We start from the raw sequence: 15,568 nt of genomic DNA, 5'->3' as shown, positions 1-15,568 counted from the left end.
ACTCACTTATTTGTGACAAATTTTACTATAAAAATGCTAAAAAATCAGCAATGGGAACACGCTCTTAATGTTCGAGTTGCTGCTAGACTTTTGCAAAATTTTGTTGGCGCGCTTTCTTTCTTTGGTAGTTGAGACAGCCAAGGCGGGCAAATCTCGCCCTTACCGGGAGGCTCAAACCGTAAAAATTTCCCGCGCCAAAAGTTAGATTCCGGCGCGGGAGCGAAGGTGTAGAGCTAGATTGCTCGTTTATTCGTCGTAGATGCGGCACTCAGCAGCGTCAGGATTGTCGTCGCAATATTTTTCAAAGGAATTTTTAGGTTTGACTTGCTTTTGGTGGGAAGCTTCTGCTTGCAGTTCTTCAACTGCGTCCCACGCCGCCGCGCATTCCCCGGAAGTTGCGCCCTTGATGTCACAGACGCTACGAGCGCTTTCTAGTTCTTCTTCAATTTTTTCTTGGATGTTGCCCGCGGGTGTTGTTGTCATAGTCACCTTATTAAGTAAGAAAGGTTTTCTTTTTGGATTTTCGTTTGTGTTTGATTGGCAGTTGCGGTCTGGCGACCCAGCTAATAGTAGCTCCAGATGCGCTGCTGTTGCAGCAGCCCAGATAGAAGCCATCCATAACTGCGGTTGCAGCAGGCGTCTCTACTTCCTGCTTTACTCTAGCCCGTCGGTGGGGGAAGAGTCCACAGGCATCAATGCAGGTCGAGCCGACCTTACTTTTGATGAAAACATTACAGGAGGTTGGTGTGTCAAACTGTATTGAGCTTTATCTTTTAAGATTTAGCTGAACACGGCATTTAACACTCAACAGATTTATTGGAGCCTCATGTTAACTTATGTTAACACAAGAACGGTCTGCTGGGGGAATCGATCGCCCTAGAAAACCGTCCCGCCAGCCGTCAGTTCCGGGTAGCTTAATGTATAGAGATAGTTTTATAGAGAAGTTCGCCTGATGTACACCGAAAACCAAATGCAATGGGTCAGCGCTTTATCAACCCGTCCCTCTTTGGAATCCGCCCTCAAAGAAGTTATAGAACAAGCCGATCGCGACCTAGAAGGCCCGGCTGATTTGGCGCTGATATTTATCTCGTCTGCCTTTGCCAGCGAGTATTCTCGGCTGATGCCTTTACTCCGAGAACTGCTGCCGGTGCCAGCGATCCTGGGCTGCGGCGGGGGAGGAGTCATCGGCACGAACCGGGGCGGCCTCACCGAAGAAGTCGAGGGATCTCCGGCAGTCAGCCTGAGTCTGGCCCGCTTGCCCGGAGTGAATGTCAGAACTTTTCACGTCGGTGCAGAAGAACTGCCGGACTTAGACAGTCCCCCGGATACTTGGGTGGATCTCTTGGGCGTACCGGCCCGGGAAGAACCGCAGTTTATCATCTTGGCAGACCCCTTTTCCGCAAAAATTAACGATTTGCTGCAAGGGCTAGATTATGCCTATCCGGGTGCGGCGAAGGTAGGGGGGCTGGCCGGCGGGGACGGTGCGGGCAGGGGCGCGGCGCTGTTTTGCGACTATCAGCTTTACCGAGAAGGGACGGTTGGGGTAGCTTTGAGCGGCAATATAGTTTTGGAAACGATCGTAGCTCAAGGCTGCAGGCCGATCGGGCATCCTTATCGGGTGACGGAAGGAGAGCGCAATATTTTGCTGAAGCTCGAAGAACAAACCGACGATAGCGGCAGCGGGGGCATCGAGCGATCGCCCTTAGAGGCCCTGCGAGAGTTAGTTCAAACTTTGAGCGAAGCAGACCGAGAATTAGCCCAGCACTCGTTATTTGTAGGCTTAGTCAGCGATGAATTCAAGCTGAAATTAGAGCCGGGAGATTTTTTAATCCGCAATCTGTTGGGAGTAGATCCGAAAGTGGGGGCGATTGCGATCGGCGATCGAGTCCGTCCCGGACAGCGCATCCAATTTCACCTGCGGGACGCCCGCACCTCCGCAGAAGACCTAGAAATGCTGCTCGATCGCTATCAGCGGGCCGCCGAGTACAGCGGTACATCCAGTGCCGGCGCCTTGATGTTCTCTTGTCTGGGGCGGGGCGAAGGGCTTTACGGCCAGTCGAACTTTGACTCGCGACTGTTCGGCCGATACATCAAAAACATCCCCCTGAGCGGCTTTTTCTGCAACGGCGAAATCGGCCCCGTAGGCGGCAGCACCTTTCTGCACGGCTACACCTCCGTATTCGGGATTTGCCGCCAAAATTCCTAATTTGTGAACTGATGACTGATGACTGATGACTGTTTAATTAAGCCCATCCCGATCCCCGACTTCGCAGAAGTTGTCGGGGATCTAACCAATAATATCAAATCCCGTAGCATCGGAATTATATTACCCACAATCAGGGCACGGCGCCGTGCCCTGCGTTTATATCATTCCGGTGTTACCGGAATTGATATAACCAATAACTAATAACCAATAACTAAAAGCGGCAGTCGCCTGCCGCTTTTACCTGTCAGTAGATATTTCCGAACCTTAGAAACTAAAGGTAGTACGCAGGACTCCCACCCAGATATCGTCGTTGTTTTTGTTGTGTTCGGGATTCATAATCACGTAAACGCCCGGTGTCACTGAGATAAAGTCATTGACTTGGAAGCGATAGAAACCCTCTAAGTGATAAGAGGTGTTGCGGTCTCTGGCGACATCGCTCTCAGTAACTTTTGGCGGTACGCCGGCGATCAAACCGAGGAGGTTCCCAGGCTTACCAAAATCTGGCAGCGCCAAGAAAACAGCACCATTTTGGATGGTAGCCTCATTGTCGCCGCCCCGCAGTTGTTCAGCCTTGCTGTAACCGTACCAACCGCCAAGCTGAAAGCGCTGGCTGGGTTTGAAGTTAACCTGCACGCCAAAGTTATCTGATGCAGTGGATGATTGACCGAAGGGCCGATTAGCCAAAGAACTGCCGGTGCCGCCCATGATGCCAACATCGCCTCCCCGATTGTATTTCCGGGTGTAAGTTGCCCCAATGTCAAATGCTCGGCCCAGATTTAAGTTGAGCTGGCCCAAAGCGCTGAAAGAACCGTCGAAAACGCCCCTGCCACTGGCTGGGTTGGGAGCGTCGCCGTCGGAAGCAAGATAGGCTACTGTGGCTCTCACGGGGCCTAAGTTGTATTTGATAGCAGCACCTGCTCCTTCGGGGCCGCGGAACACTGCTGGGTTGTAACGTCCAAACCTGGAAAGAGCACCGCTGCCACTACTTTCCAAGGGAGAAGTCAGCTCAGCAACGTCATCGAGCCTCAGTCCTCTCGGGCCGAACCAGACTGTAGCGTTGCCTGCTGGAAAGCGATACCACAATTGATCGAGCAAGAATTGGCTGCCGTCTTCGCCGTCAATGGCGAGGCGAGCCATGTTCGTACCGGTGGCAGTGGCTGTACCGTAGTTGGCGACGTTTTTAGCTTGCAAGCGGGTTCTGAGCAAGTCTCGGCCGGTGAAGCTGGTGTTGAAGTTCAACCGCACCCGGTAGCCGAGGTTGGTGACAGTTTTGTCGTCGTCAAGGCCGACACCATCTCCGAAGGTGTCGCTGACAGCAAAAATGGCTTCTCCTGCCAGTTTGGTAGTGGTGGAGAACTGGTTGGCTTCGAGTTCTGCGGTGCGAGCTTCTAGACCGTCTACTCGTCCGCGCAGGGTAGCGAGTTCGGCTGCAAATTCTTCTTGCAGGCGTTGCAGGATGGCTAAGTCGTCTTTGGTGACGAAGGTACCTGTTGACGAGCCAATTAGCTTGGTTACTTGGTCTAAGCAAGCGTTGACGCCGGCTGCAAATTCGTAGCGAGTCAGGGCGCGGTTCCCGCGGTAGGTGCCGTCAGGATAGCCTGCGATACAACCGTAGCGTTCGACTAGGGATTGCAGGGCTTGGAATGCCCAATCTGTCGGTCGCACGTCGGAGAGCTGAGAGACCGATGTCACCTGGGACATGGCTCCCGACTGTTGAGTCGGCAGCGCTTGGGGAGCGACAGGGACGATCGGGCCGCCCATTCCGGCGGGTGCTGTCTGAGCAATTTCTACCTTAGTAGCTGGGGTAGTAGCTGGGGTGCTGGCGACTGCTGGCACTTGATTTTTCCCAGCAACTTCTGTCAGGCTGCTTTGCACTGCCAAGTCTGATGCTTGGGGCAACGGTTCGGCTGTCCCTGCTGCTGCCAGGGATTCAGTCACTGCTGCTGTGCCCGCGGGAGCGATTGGGGCGACTGTTTTGATGTCGAGCGCTGTTGTTTGCAGTGCTGCCGCGCTGGTGTCTGGTTCGATTGAGGCCAGTTTTTCCGGCTGTTTTTGTGCGTCTGCGGAGTTGGCGACCGGGGTTTGGGCCGCTTCAGCGCTGCTGTTTAAAGCCAGCTTTTCTGGGGCCGCAGGGGCTGCTGCAACTGATTCTGCAACTATTTCTGCAATTTTTGACTCAGATGACTGAGCTGTAGCTAGCTGGTTGGCTTCAGCGGTTGCTGGAGCTTCTGCGGCGATCGCAGTGGCACTGACGATTGATGATAGCCCCAGAATTGCAGGGGATACTAGCAGTAAATTCCAAAAAGTTCTGTTCATTTTCCTCACACCTTCACACTCTATTCAACTCGATCGGCAATTCCCAACTGCTAATTTTTGTGGTTGCTTGCCTGTTGACAATAATAACTGTCAAAATAGAACCTATCCATAACTGTTGATTCACAGTAGGCGTGTCTAGTTCCCGCTTGAGTAGTTCCCGCTTGAACGTAGGGGGCTGGCCCCTTGTACGGCAAGGGCATCAATTCAGGTCAAGCCCACATTACATTACATTACAGTTGATTATACCATCACCTGCTAATTTCATCTCTCGATCGCAAGACTTGCTTTAGTTGCTCTGGGATCGTTCCACAACTGGTTGTACGGGTTCGACCACAATCTGCCTCAAACACACAACTGCCCCGAGTCCTCGGTCACGCCAGACTTAACAGGCAGTTATAGGTAGGATTAGGCTTGCTTGTCGCCTCCCTTATACAGCTTTCGATCCTATTATGTCAAGGTTTTTAACCTAACTTTAAACCTCGCGGCCCGCAAGGGGCTATTTTTCCGCCTGGAGTGGGGAACGGAGGGCTAAAGGCTGATATATTTACCCCGTCGAAGCTTAATTTCAGACTTGACAAATTTTGGTTTTCCGATCGCCCCAACAGTCGGGACTTGCCGCGTGCGATCGCCATTTTTGAGACTGCCCGTCGGCGGGTTTTATTTCCCGCTACTCTAACACAATTTTTTTGTTGTCTAGCGGTGCGACTGCAATTGGTGTTGCTTTACCCGCAGTCGCTTTGTCAGGCTAGACCAACTATACCCAAGATTCCTAGCGGTTTTAGCGATGTTTTTGTCGGAGGGCGATCGCAGGAGTTTAGTGCTAAGCTGGCGAAAATGCAGAAGTCGAAAAAAGAGCTGCGCTCAGAACAAAAAACCCAAACGCTGTGGGTGGGCAAGTTAGTAAAATAGAGAGGGTTTATGGAAGATTTTGGTATTATTATTGCCTGCTGCGACCAGGATTATCTGTTTGCTAAGGGTTGCTGTGCTAGCATCCGATATTTCCTCGGAGATGTGCCGATTTGTCTGTTGATTGACGGTACATTTTCTGTGAGTGCTTTGGAAAAGTCCTACGGGGTGCGAGTTATCGATCGCACAACCGTTTCCCAAGAGGTTCTCAGGAAAAGAAGTTTTGGTTGGGGCAAAACTAAAATGATTGCTTTTTGGGAAAGTCCTTGGTCAAATTTTATGGTTTTGGATGCGGATACGATCGTCTGGGGCGATGTTCTCAAGTTGGCTAACTTTCAAGAATTTGATTTTATTGTAGACAAGCCTTGTTACGATTACTCGGATGCGGATGTTTCGGAATTTTTCTTTGACATTCCGGGCGTTGAGAAGCATTTCCCGAATTTTCGGTGGTCCCAATCGCGATCTAACTATTTCTGCACGGGTACTTTTTTTGCTAAACGCGGCGTTTTTAGCTTGGAAGAATACGTAGAAATTTTAGATTTTACGGCGGCAAATCCGGGGATATTTAAGTACGGAGAAATGGGGTTTTTGAACTTTATGATTTTCCGGGCCGCACAAGAAAATCGGCTGCGGGTGCAGAATGTGGATATGCAGTTGTTGGTGCCGGATTTTGACCAGGATTTGCTGAGAAAGCGGTTTCCGGTGGAGTCAAGCGGGCCTGCGGGCGATCGCACTCAGGCGACTGTGATTCACTGGTGCGGGCCTAAACCGACTTTATCTAGTGGGAAAGTTTACTCGGAACCGATGAATTTTTGCCGGCGCAAGTGTCAGGAGGATGTTTGGAACCGCACGGGTTTGGCGGCCGATATGTCGCTGCAAGTTGAGGATTGGCAGCGATCGATCTACGTGTATAAGAATAAGTTTAAGAAGAAGTTTCGGCAGATTGTTCGATCGACCTGAAGAATTACCCGAATTAATTTCGCAGTCAGGAATGCAAAAAACGGAGGACACGGCAGTGCCGTTTCCCTACCCGGATTAATTGTAGGGACACGGCACTGCCGTATCCTGATTTCGGGTAATATTAATTCCGATGCTACCGGATTTGATATCAGATCAAATCCGGTCAATTACTCTTGATGATAGAAACGGAGGACACGGCAGTGCCGTTTCCCTACCCGGATTAATTGTAGGGAAACGGCACTGCCGTGTCCTGATTTCGGGTAATATTAATTCCGATGCTCCCGATAAAAATCGACAATTCAACCATCCAGGGGTAAAGTTGGCCCGGATGGGGGTAAAACTTGGCGGTGAACGCTTATTTTGTGGCTTTCCCGCTGAGTTTGCATTTCGACGGCGATCGCCTCAAATTCGACTTCCATGCAGCCGTAGGGAATCTCTAACTCGATACTTGCTCGCACATTTCCCAACCCGTTAGCTTTAAATTCGGTAATCCAGCGCGGCCCGTCGAGAATCAGGTAGGTTTGCCGATCGTACACCCAAACTTTCACATAAATCCGGGGCATTAATTCCGGCAGTTGCACTTGCACTTTTACAGGCCCGCCCGCGATGATTTCGGCGCGCGGCAATTCCAAAACGGGCATCGGTACTAACTCGTCTTCTGGCAAAACGTAGGGAGTTGGGGGAGTTACTTCTGCTTCGACAGTTGCGGTTTTTTGAGCAACTTGTTTTGGCTGCGGGGGTTCGTCAAAAACGACAAATTCTCTGGCTTCGGGGCTAGTGGATTGGGGGTCGGAAATTGTTTCGCTGGTTTCGGGTTGCTGCTGGGTGGCGCTGCTTTCTTCCACAACGGCAATTTCGTCGCTGCTATTGGCGGTGGCTTTTAGAGTGGGCGACAGGGTGGTTGCTTTCAACCAGTCGGGGGATTCGCCGTTGCTGGCTAAGGAACTCAGTCGCGACCAAAATCTATTCTGGACGTTTAAGGTTTGAAATGCCTTTTGTGAGGGTGCTGGCTGGGTTTCTGGGGCGGTTGTTTCTACTTGGGGGATGTTTTCTGGTTTTTGGTCGATCGCTCCGATTTCCGCTGTTTGAGGGGAAGTGGGGATGTCTAAAGGTTGGGTTTGCTCGCCGATCGCCCCTGCGGCAGTTTGAGGAGAATTGGAGATTTCCGAGAGCAATTGCGATCGGCTGCTGTCGGGCAGTTTGTTACCGAATGCGGGCAATTCTAGACCGCCTGCACTTGGGGTCTGACGCGAAGCCAGTAGAGGGGGTAGGGCTTCAGTGGTTGGGGGTTCGGCGGGGGATGGAGGGTCTAAGGATTTTTCTACTAGCTTGAGAAAGGATAGATTTGTGGCGCTCCGAGGCTGTTTTGAGGCTGTTGGGGAGGGTTCGGCTTGATGCTTTTCTTCGAGGAAATTGTCTTTAATTTCCTGTAGAAGGTGCTCTAAACGGGCTGTAATTGTGAATAGTTTGGTGGCTAGGGTGACGCTGCCGCTGCTGAGTATTGCTTCTCCTAAAATTAGGCGGCTTTTGCACTCGGTTGGGATGTAGGTGACGCAGGCAAAGATGCAGGGGGGGGCTTGTTCTGGCATCGGCTGCTGGATTTGGGCGAGAATTTTTGAGGTTTGGGGGTCGCGCAGGTAGATTTGCAGTTGTGCTGAACCGATGAGTTGTTTGAGTTCTAGCGCTTCGGATTCGGGGATGAGAGTTGCTGTTTTTCTGGTTTTTTGGGGGGGTTGGGGAATGTCGATTTTGCCGGAAATGATTAAGGGGCGACCGAGTTGGGTGACGAAGGTTTCTCGATCGAGGGCGAGTTCGAGTTTGACGCCCGGTTTGGGTTCGGGGGTTTGGGGGCTCGGGAATTTGTAGATTTTGGTCTGCTGCGGTGCTGAATCGGCTGCTGGGAGTTGGGTTGGTGCGGGGCGATCGACTGGTGCTGCGATTTGTGGGGCGGCGCGATCGGCCCAAGCTGGGTTTTCTGAGTTTGAGGGGGAGGTTGCGGGTTCGGTTTGGTCGATCGGCGGTAGGGGCTCGGAGGTTTCCGATTCTGCAGGCAATACTTCCAACTGAACGCCGTACTGCCAAGGTTTTGCTGGTGTTGATTTGGGATCTGGCAAGCAGGAGAGTTCCCACATTCCGGGTTTGAGACGCGTGTAGGGAATGATCACAACTAATCCTTCGGGATTGGTGCGGGCCGATCGGCTTTGGACTTTCCGCTGTGCCGATCCCTCGAAGGATGTATGGGTGATGCGAATTTCGATGTCGGTGTTGGGGTGCTGAATGCGAGCAACGACGCGGTATTTGCCTTCTAGAATTTCCACGTCGGGGGTTTCTAGGGGCAACCAGGCGCGATCGCCCTCTTTCTGTAGCAAAAATTCTAATTTTTTCATCTTTGTCTTTTCTCTAGAAGACCCCCGCTATGTTGCTGAAAGGTTTGCGGTAGGTGTTTTTTTTGCAGCTACAGGCTTGAATTACTATATGTTGTACAGTTTATCACCTCGATCGGTCAAGAGTTACGTTCAGAAAGATAGATAGGCGATCGAGAAGTCGGCATTTGGCTCGCTCGCTAAAATTGTCCTTCTACATCCCGCGATTGATGCAGGACTCTCACAATCTCGACTCTTTCTAGGAGAATTATGTAGAAAATAATGTAAGGTTTGACAGGAAAACTTCTCAATCCTGTGAGGAGTTCATTTCGCTGTCGCCCCATATTCGGAAATTGGGCAAGCATGGGAAAGCGATCTAGCAGTCGCGCCAGGAAAGCGATCGGCGGCAATTTCGTCCTGATCTCCCAAATAAATCCATATATCTTCTAAATCTTTTTCGGCTTGCTGGGAAAGGCGATAACGATTCACAGGTACTTACTCCTGTTTTAGGCGTTGTTGCCCGCGTTGTTTGATAGTCATCAGAAGATTCGGCAGACAAGAGTCATCGTACTCTGTATATTGTCCTGTCTGAAGCTGCCTGGCGCCGATAGCGATTTCCTGCTTCAGAGTTTCTCGATCGGCCTTTGTAGTGTCTGAAGTTTGATTTGGAGTTAGAAGTTTATGGATGAGGATGTGGCGCTCTTCCTCGGTGAGAGCGAGGATAATTTGGGTGAGGGTATCGATGAGTTGAGTGTTGATCGTGGCGGCTTCAGTCATATGCGATCGGAGAATGGTTGCATTAGAGGAGGGATAACGTTATTTTAACTTAGCCATTTTCAGTCAGAATTCACCAAGGACTGCCGATAATGCTGAAAGCTGCCCAGTAGTAAGGATGGGATAAATCTTTGCTGTCGAGTTTGGGGATGGACGGGGGCAAGGGAGTTTCGCCCCTGGAACTTCGCAGTTGACGGTTTTCGATCGTAACTTTGCCTTCGATCGCAGCAATTTGTGCTCGCCTGAGAGCTTCAGCTTTAATAATTGGAGGGTCTTTTGGCGTGCTGATTTTTAACTGCTGGTAAAACTCTGTCATCAGGGCGAGAGTCCCCGCATCGCTGACGTACCACAAGCTGGCGAGGGCTGATTTTGCTCCCGATTGCAGCGCTAAACCGGCAAATCCGAGTTCTGCTTCTCTGTCTCCCAACGCGGTTCTACAAGCGCTTAATACTAACAGTTCCAGAGGCGGATTGTTCCATTTTAAATCTCTCATTTGATCTAGTCTAAGTTGCGTGTCCCAAAATTGAATGTATGAGTTATTTGGGGTTCCGGGGCGGAATTCGGCGTGGGTGGCGAGGTGGATGATTCCGTATTTTTGTTGCAGTCGCTGGGATTGCAAGTTTACTATGGTGAAATCTTCGTTGAGAAAGGATTGACCGGGCCACTGTCGGGCGATCGCACTCAATTCTAACGGCACTGCTGGCAGCGGTTGTTTGTCCGCCGTTTCTGAGAAAATTGATGCTCCCATTGCTAGGACTTGGGCGTTTCTGAGGTTGGTGTAATTGCTGTCTGTGAATTTGAAGGCGGGGATGCGGGCGAGGCTGTATTTTTGGATCAGAAATTGCTGTCCGTCGTGCATTGCTGCTAGGGGTACGGTTCGCAAACCTTCGCCGACGCAGAACAGCAAGGTTTCAATTTTTGCTGTTTGCAAATCTGTTTCTAGAGGTGCAATTATCCACTTGTAGAGTTGTTGGGCTGGTTCTAGATAGCTGGCGGTGTTGATTTTTACGGGGTTGGTGATTTCGCTGCTGAATTCTTTGACTACTGGCAGCAAATTCTCTTGTTTGGCTGACGGGACGCTGCGGAGTATTGGCGGGCGATCGGGCAATATTAAGATTAATTCTAGTTGGTCTGTACGCGGTATGGCGTAAATTAAAGCTGGTTTTTTCTTGGTTTGATCTGCTAGGCGGGAGAGCGTTTTTGATATTGCTTCGGCGGTTTTCGCACGGGCCCCAAAGTCTTGTTCAAAGTATTTTTGATAGTCTTCTTCCCAGTCTTGTTCGATTCTGGTTACGGCTTCGGTGAGGTTTCCCCGATCGAGCAAATTTCTCATTTCTTGCCCGCCCGGCCCGCCCTGGTGTGTTTCTTGGGCAATTGTAGGGAGGTTCGCGGTGCTCCAGCAGAAAAATATTGCTGTCAAACAGTAAAAAATAGCTGTTTTAATTTTTTTCTGAGTCGCGTGTTTTTGATGGTGCTGCTGGGATTGGTAGTGCATGGTTTTGGGGCGATTGAGGGCGCAGTTGGCGGCAGCAGTTGGCAAAAGTTTGGATGTGGGTGCGAATATTTGACTGTGCTGGCGATCGCCCGATCATAGCATTCAAGACAAACCGCAAATATCTGCTGTAGGGTGTGCCACAAGCATCGCCGAAAGCCCAACACCAACAGAGTCCCCACGCCAACAAATTCGCTTCGAGTGCCGTAGGGACACGGCAGTGCCGTGTCCCTACCTCTGTATGTAAACTTTTGTAAATTATGGAGCCAGTTTGCATAAAAATCGCAGATGCCGACTGAGAGAGGGATAGAGGGCTATGCAGGAGGATGCGGGCGCACCAGCGGCTCTCGATCGGAGAAATAGCTGGACTCCCGCCTGCATCGCTGCTTAGAGACAATTTTTCTGAGTATCCTTGGAACAAGAGATGCCTACTAACGATGAAATTGACGATCGGCTCAAACAGCTAGCTATAGCTGCTAAAAATCACCCGCCTAAAACTGTAGAGCGAAACAAAGCTGTTACAAAATTAGTAATGGAGATCGAAAAATATAAAATCATTAACTGTCCCCGAAATCCGAGTTTATCCTACGATATTTATCAGGAAATTTGTGCCGAAGCAAAACAGGACTTAATGTTGCGTATCTGCCGGGAAATTCACAACTACCGACCTGACAAAGAGGTCAGGCAGTGGGTTAACTTCTTGATGATTAAATGTTTTCAGGAAGCTACGCCTAAAGTTATAGGCGTGAAGGATTTTAAACGTTTATACTGCGGAGATATGGATTCATTTTTTAACAAACTGGAACACCAGGCGGAACATGAGTCGTATCGAATTGAAGAAGCTTTGATCGATATGATTCAACAAGATCCGGGGGATACTTTTAAAAGCGAAATGAGTAAAAAGTACCCGCAGGTTAATTTTCAATTGTTGCTTGTGAAAAGAGTGGTAGAAGATGTAAGTTGGCAGCAAATATCCCAAGAGTTAGGAGTAAGTGTTTCAAATTTGAGCAGTTTTTACCGGAGGTCTTTGGAGAAATTCACGCCCAGATTCAGAGAATATTTGTAGGACATTAAAAACCAAAAAGCAGAGATGCATCATGAATAACACAGAAGTTGATTTAGTTTTGACAATTCCGATCGCCCCATCCGCGCGCAGCAGCGCTCAAACTCTCGGACAGCAACAAACAGACCCGAAAATAGCCAAACAAGTTTACCTGAATGCTTTGGCCGTACTCTCCGTCAATTTTTACTTTCAGTGTTTGGAAATAGAGACTGATTTGGCCGCCAGCGATATTTGGAATCCTGTAGTCCAGAAATTCATGGATGTTGCGGATTTGGATGTCAAAGATATTGGCAAATTGGAGTGTCGGTGGTTGCGCCCCGGTCAAGATTTTGTCTCGATTCCGGCAGAAGTGCGATCGGACAGAATTGGTTACATTGCGGTAGAGATGACTGAATCGCTCCAGGAGGTGAAGTTGCTGGGATTTGTGCAACAAACCCAACAAGAAACAGTTGCAGTGAGCGAGTTAAAATCCCTCGACCAACTGCTAGAATATTTAGACGAACTCAAGCCTGTAAATCTCAGTCAGTGGTTGCAAAATGTTTTTGATATCGGTTGGCACACAGTGCAAACGCTGTTCGAGTCGAAACCAGAATTGCAGTTTGCTTTCCGAAGCCCCCAAGTTTTAGAAAGCAGTGCTTTAGTCAGTCGGAATCTGCCGGTGAAGCGAGGCAAATTGCTCAACTTAGAGCGGGGAACAGAACAAGTGGCTTTATTTGTGGAATTGATGACAACTGACGAACCGGATATAGATATTTCGGTAGAGGTTTATCCCACAAACGGTCAAACCAATCTGCCCAAAGATTTGCAGTTGATGGTGCTGGATGATGGAGGTAAAACTGTGATGCAAGCGATAGCAAATAAAACGGAAAATTTGGTATTTGAGTTTACCGCAGAACCGGGAGAACATTTTACCGTCAAGTTGGCTTTGGGCGATTTCACCGTGACTGAAAAATTTTCAATCTAATCGTCAGTTATCAAGAGGGGGCGTGAGTTATGGATAAGTTAATTGTTCTGAAATTAGACGGAAATTGCGAAGAAGGTTTTCGCTGTACTCTCAAAATTGGGGAAAACAATCAATTTCCGTCTACCGACTATACGGTAAGCAAAAACTTGCCACCAAATCCGCAATTAGCAGCTTTTGAAGAAGAACATTGGGCGGAAAAATATCGATCGTTGGGAGCGCATTCCCGCAGCAACCAGCAAAATTTGGTGCATTTAATTTACCCGTTTTTGCACGCAGATGCGAAAAAAAATTCTGCTGTGAAATCGGTGGCTAAAGGATTGTCTTTTCGGGTTAAACCCAAAAAGATTAGCACCAGACATTCTGTGAAGGATTGCAAAGAATCTGGAGAAAAACTGGCGCAGATGCTGAATGATTGGCTGGATTCTCCTGAGTTTGCGAAGGTTGACAGGCTAATCGGGGATACTTTAAATCCCAATGAAGAGGCGAGAGTGCTGATTTGTACGGACGACAAGCATTTGCAAAAGCTGCCCTGGAATCGGTGGAATTTGTTTACTGAAAGATTTCCGAAGGCCGAACCTTCGCTGAGTAGATTAAATTATGTAAAATCGGAAATTCCGCGAAAACCGATTCGCAAATCTCAGGTGAAGATTTTAGCGATTCTGGGCGACAGCGCTGGGATTAATGTCACGAAAGACAGGAAAATTTTGGAGGGTTTGTCTAATGCTGAGGTGAAGTTTCTAGTAGAACCGAAACGGGACGAAATTAACGAGGAACTTTGGGAGCAATCTTGGGATATTATATTTTTTGCTGGACACGGGGAAACTGAAAACGATACTGGAAAATTTTATATCAATTCCACGGAATTTTTAACAATAGATGAGTTGTGGTGCGGTTTGAGAAAAGCGGTGGATAAGGGTTTGCAACTGGCAATTTTTAATTGCTGCGACGGGTTGGGTTTGGCCAGGAATTTAGATGATTTCCAGATGATTCCGCAAATGATTTTAATGCGGGAGTTGGTGCCGGATTTTGTAGCTCAAGAATTTTTAAAGTGTTTTCTGAAAGAGTTTGTGGATGGCAAGTCTTTGTATGCAGCAGCGAGGGAAGCGCGCAGGCGGTTGGAGGGTTTTGAGGATCGGTTTCCTTGTGCTAGTTGGTTGCCGATAATTTGGCAGCATCCGGCGGCGGTTCCGCCGGTTTGGAACGATTTTTTGCTTGCACCCGATTCGCCTGCTGTTGCGGAGAATTTGACTGCGGTTGCTGCTGCTCTAAAAAGAGCGCCGGTTAAGGGTTTTTCGCGCTTGCGAGCGGTGATTTTGGCGAGTGCGGGGTGCAGTCTGGCTGTGATGGGAGCGCGCTCTCTGGGGATGATGGAGCCTGGAGAATTGTCAATGTTCGATCGGCTCCTCGGCCAGCGCGAACCTGAATTAATCGACAATCGGCTGTTGGTTGTGGAAGTAACAGACAAGGATTCTGAGAAGTACGACTATCCTCAAAGCGATGCTGTTGTCGCGGGGGTACTTGACAAATTGCAGCAGTTTCAACCTTTAGCAATTGGTTTGGATATGCACCGCTATCCGGCAAGAGGACTTGGGCGGGAAAAATTAATTTCCCTCTTCGATAACAATCCTAACATTATTACTATATGTAACTACGGTTCCACTGATAAAAATTTCGATCCGCCGCCGGAGTTTTCTGAAGATAAATTAACAAATCAAGTTGGCTTTAGCAATTTACCCAAGGATGAAGCGCGTAACGAAAAAGGTAACAGCATTCGCCGCCAACCTCTATCCTATGACCCCAAGCTTTCTAGTTTCACTAATAATTGTAAAAGTCCCAACAGTTTCAGCTTGCTGCTGGCTTTGCGGTTTTTGGAAAATCAAGGCATAAAATCAGAGATAACTCACAATCAAGAGTGGCGAATTGGTGGCGTTACTTTCCCAAGATTGGCGAATCGTACAGGAGGTTATCAAAATTTAAATGCGCCAGTCAGTCAAGTATTGCTCAACTACCGCGCTAACTCCAAACCAGCTTTTAAAGTGACGCTTCAAGAAGTATTGTCAGGGAAAGTAACCTCGGATTTAGTCAAGGGTAAAATCGTCTTAATCGGCCACACTTCAGAAGTTTCGAGAGAGTCTTTTGACACTGTTTACGGTAAAATGCCGGGAGTGTGGATTCACGCTCACATGATAAGTCAAATTCTCAGCGCTGCGATCGACAAAAGACCGCTATTGTGGGTTTTGCCTCAATGGCAGGGGATACAGTGGGGAGATGCTATTTTTGTTTGGTTGGTGGCTTTGACGGGCGGGTTGTTGGCTGGGCGCGGACGATCGCCCTTAGTATTGGCGATCGCTGGCGGTGCTATGATTTTTGTGGTGTATCAAGGCTCTATGGCAATTATGGCTTTTGGGGGTTGGATGCCTTTGGTTCCTTCAGTTTTGGCTTTGGTTTCCACGGGTGGTATCTTGTTTTTGTACGATCGATCTTAAGCATACTCGGCGGTTGGAACCTCGGCGGTTGAAACCGC

At 49.1% G+C, this 15,568-nt stretch carries 15 protein-coding genes; 7 read left to right on the top strand and 8 right to left on the bottom strand.

Going from position 1 to position 15,568, the window contains the following annotated elements:
• Positions 1 to 246: 246 nt before the first annotated feature.
• On the bottom strand, positions 247 to 483 hold the full coding sequence (locus tag QUA02_RS08360) for a Calvin cycle protein CP12 (RefSeq protein WP_332983968.1): 237 nt from the start codon (positions 481 to 483) through the stop codon (positions 247 to 249).
• A 46-nt stretch (positions 484 to 529) separates the two neighbouring features.
• Here QUA02_RS08360 and QUA02_RS08355 point away from each other — a divergent pair, with 46 nt between their 5' ends.
• The gene (locus QUA02_RS08355; RefSeq protein WP_333026642.1) at positions 530 to 763 is read left to right on the top strand and encodes a hypothetical protein; all 234 of its coding nucleotides are present in this window, start codon (positions 530 to 532) and stop codon (positions 761 to 763) included.
• Positions 764 to 952: 189 nt separating this feature from the next.
• On the top strand, positions 953 to 2,206 hold the full coding sequence (locus QUA02_RS08350; protein ID WP_333026640.1) for an FIST signal transduction protein: 1,254 nt from the start codon (positions 953 to 955) through the stop codon (positions 2,204 to 2,206).
• Between the two features lie 264 nt (positions 2,207 to 2,470).
• Here the strand turns inward: QUA02_RS08350 and QUA02_RS08345 are convergent, their stop codons facing one another.
• Positions 2,471 to 4,522: an iron uptake porin gene (locus tag QUA02_RS08345; protein ID WP_333026638.1), complete on the bottom strand. Its 2,052-nt coding sequence runs from the start codon at positions 4,520 to 4,522 to the stop codon at positions 2,471 to 2,473.
• Between the two features lie 699 nt (positions 4,523 to 5,221).
• On the opposite strand from QUA02_RS08345, the gene QUA02_RS08340 reads away from it, so the two are divergent.
• The gene (locus QUA02_RS08340) at positions 5,222 to 5,431 is read left to right on the top strand and encodes a hypothetical protein (RefSeq protein ID WP_333026636.1); all 210 of its coding nucleotides are present in this window, start codon (positions 5,222 to 5,224) and stop codon (positions 5,429 to 5,431) included.
• Positions 5,432 to 5,440: 9 nt separating this feature from the next.
• Complete coding sequence (locus QUA02_RS08335; protein ID WP_333026635.1) at positions 5,441 to 6,388, top strand: hypothetical protein; 948 nt, start codon at positions 5,441 to 5,443, stop codon at positions 6,386 to 6,388.
• Between the two features lie 299 nt (positions 6,389 to 6,687).
• Here the strand turns inward: QUA02_RS08335 and QUA02_RS08330 are convergent, their stop codons facing one another.
• The 6 genes from QUA02_RS08330 to QUA02_RS08305 form a co-directional block, all read right to left on the bottom strand.
• The gene (locus QUA02_RS08330; protein ID WP_333026634.1) at positions 6,688 to 8,775 is read right to left on the bottom strand and encodes a hypothetical protein; all 2,088 of its coding nucleotides are present in this window, start codon (positions 8,773 to 8,775) and stop codon (positions 6,688 to 6,690) included.
• Between the two features lie 176 nt (positions 8,776 to 8,951).
• Entirely contained in the window at positions 8,952 to 9,095 is a 144-nt protein-coding gene (locus tag QUA02_RS08325; protein ID WP_333026632.1) for a type II toxin-antitoxin system RelE/ParE family toxin, read from the bottom strand.
• Positions 9,076 to 9,240 (bottom strand): type II toxin-antitoxin system RelE/ParE family toxin, encoded by a 165-nt coding sequence (locus QUA02_RS08320; RefSeq protein WP_333026630.1) that lies wholly within the window; start codon positions 9,238 to 9,240, stop codon positions 9,076 to 9,078. The genes QUA02_RS08325 and QUA02_RS08320 overlap by 20 nt, the downstream gene beginning before the upstream one ends.
• A gap of 6 nt (positions 9,241 to 9,246) precedes the next feature.
• On the bottom strand, positions 9,247 to 9,528 hold the full coding sequence (locus QUA02_RS08315) for a hypothetical protein (RefSeq protein WP_333026628.1): 282 nt from the start codon (positions 9,526 to 9,528) through the stop codon (positions 9,247 to 9,249).
• A 70-nt stretch (positions 9,529 to 9,598) separates the two neighbouring features.
• On the bottom strand, positions 9,599 to 11,020 hold the full coding sequence (locus QUA02_RS08310) for a CHAT domain-containing protein (protein ID WP_333026626.1): 1,422 nt from the start codon (positions 11,018 to 11,020) through the stop codon (positions 9,599 to 9,601).
• Complete coding sequence (locus QUA02_RS08305) at positions 10,965 to 11,414, bottom strand: hypothetical protein (RefSeq protein ID WP_333026625.1); 450 nt, start codon at positions 11,412 to 11,414, stop codon at positions 10,965 to 10,967. The genes QUA02_RS08310 and QUA02_RS08305 overlap by 56 nt, the downstream gene beginning before the upstream one ends.
• Positions 11,415 to 11,441: 27 nt before the next feature.
• Between QUA02_RS08305 and QUA02_RS08300 the strand changes: the two genes are divergently transcribed.
• The 3 genes from QUA02_RS08300 to QUA02_RS08290 are packed head-to-tail and all read left to right on the top strand — an operon-like array spanning position 11,442 to position 15,530.
• Positions 11,442 to 12,083: a hypothetical protein gene (locus QUA02_RS08300; RefSeq protein ID WP_333026624.1), complete on the top strand. Its 642-nt coding sequence runs from the start codon at positions 11,442 to 11,444 to the stop codon at positions 12,081 to 12,083.
• A 31-nt stretch (positions 12,084 to 12,114) separates the two neighbouring features.
• Positions 12,115 to 13,044, top strand: a complete 930-nt coding sequence (locus QUA02_RS08295; protein WP_333026622.1) for a DUF1822 family protein — start codon at positions 12,115 to 12,117, stop codon at positions 13,042 to 13,044.
• A 29-nt stretch (positions 13,045 to 13,073) separates the two neighbouring features.
• The gene (locus QUA02_RS08290) at positions 13,074 to 15,530 is read left to right on the top strand and encodes a CHASE2 domain-containing protein (RefSeq protein ID WP_333026620.1); all 2,457 of its coding nucleotides are present in this window, start codon (positions 13,074 to 13,076) and stop codon (positions 15,528 to 15,530) included.
• Positions 15,531 to 15,568: the final 38 nt, after the last annotated feature.

The organism is Microcoleus pseudofavosus SVA1_A4 (genome assembly GCF_036700565.1).
GTDB lineage: Bacteria > Cyanobacteriota > Cyanobacteriia > Cyanobacteriales > Microcoleaceae > Microcoleus.
The sequence above is the reverse complement of the archived record's forward strand: the minus strand, read 5'-3'. Positions and strand labels throughout refer to the sequence as shown.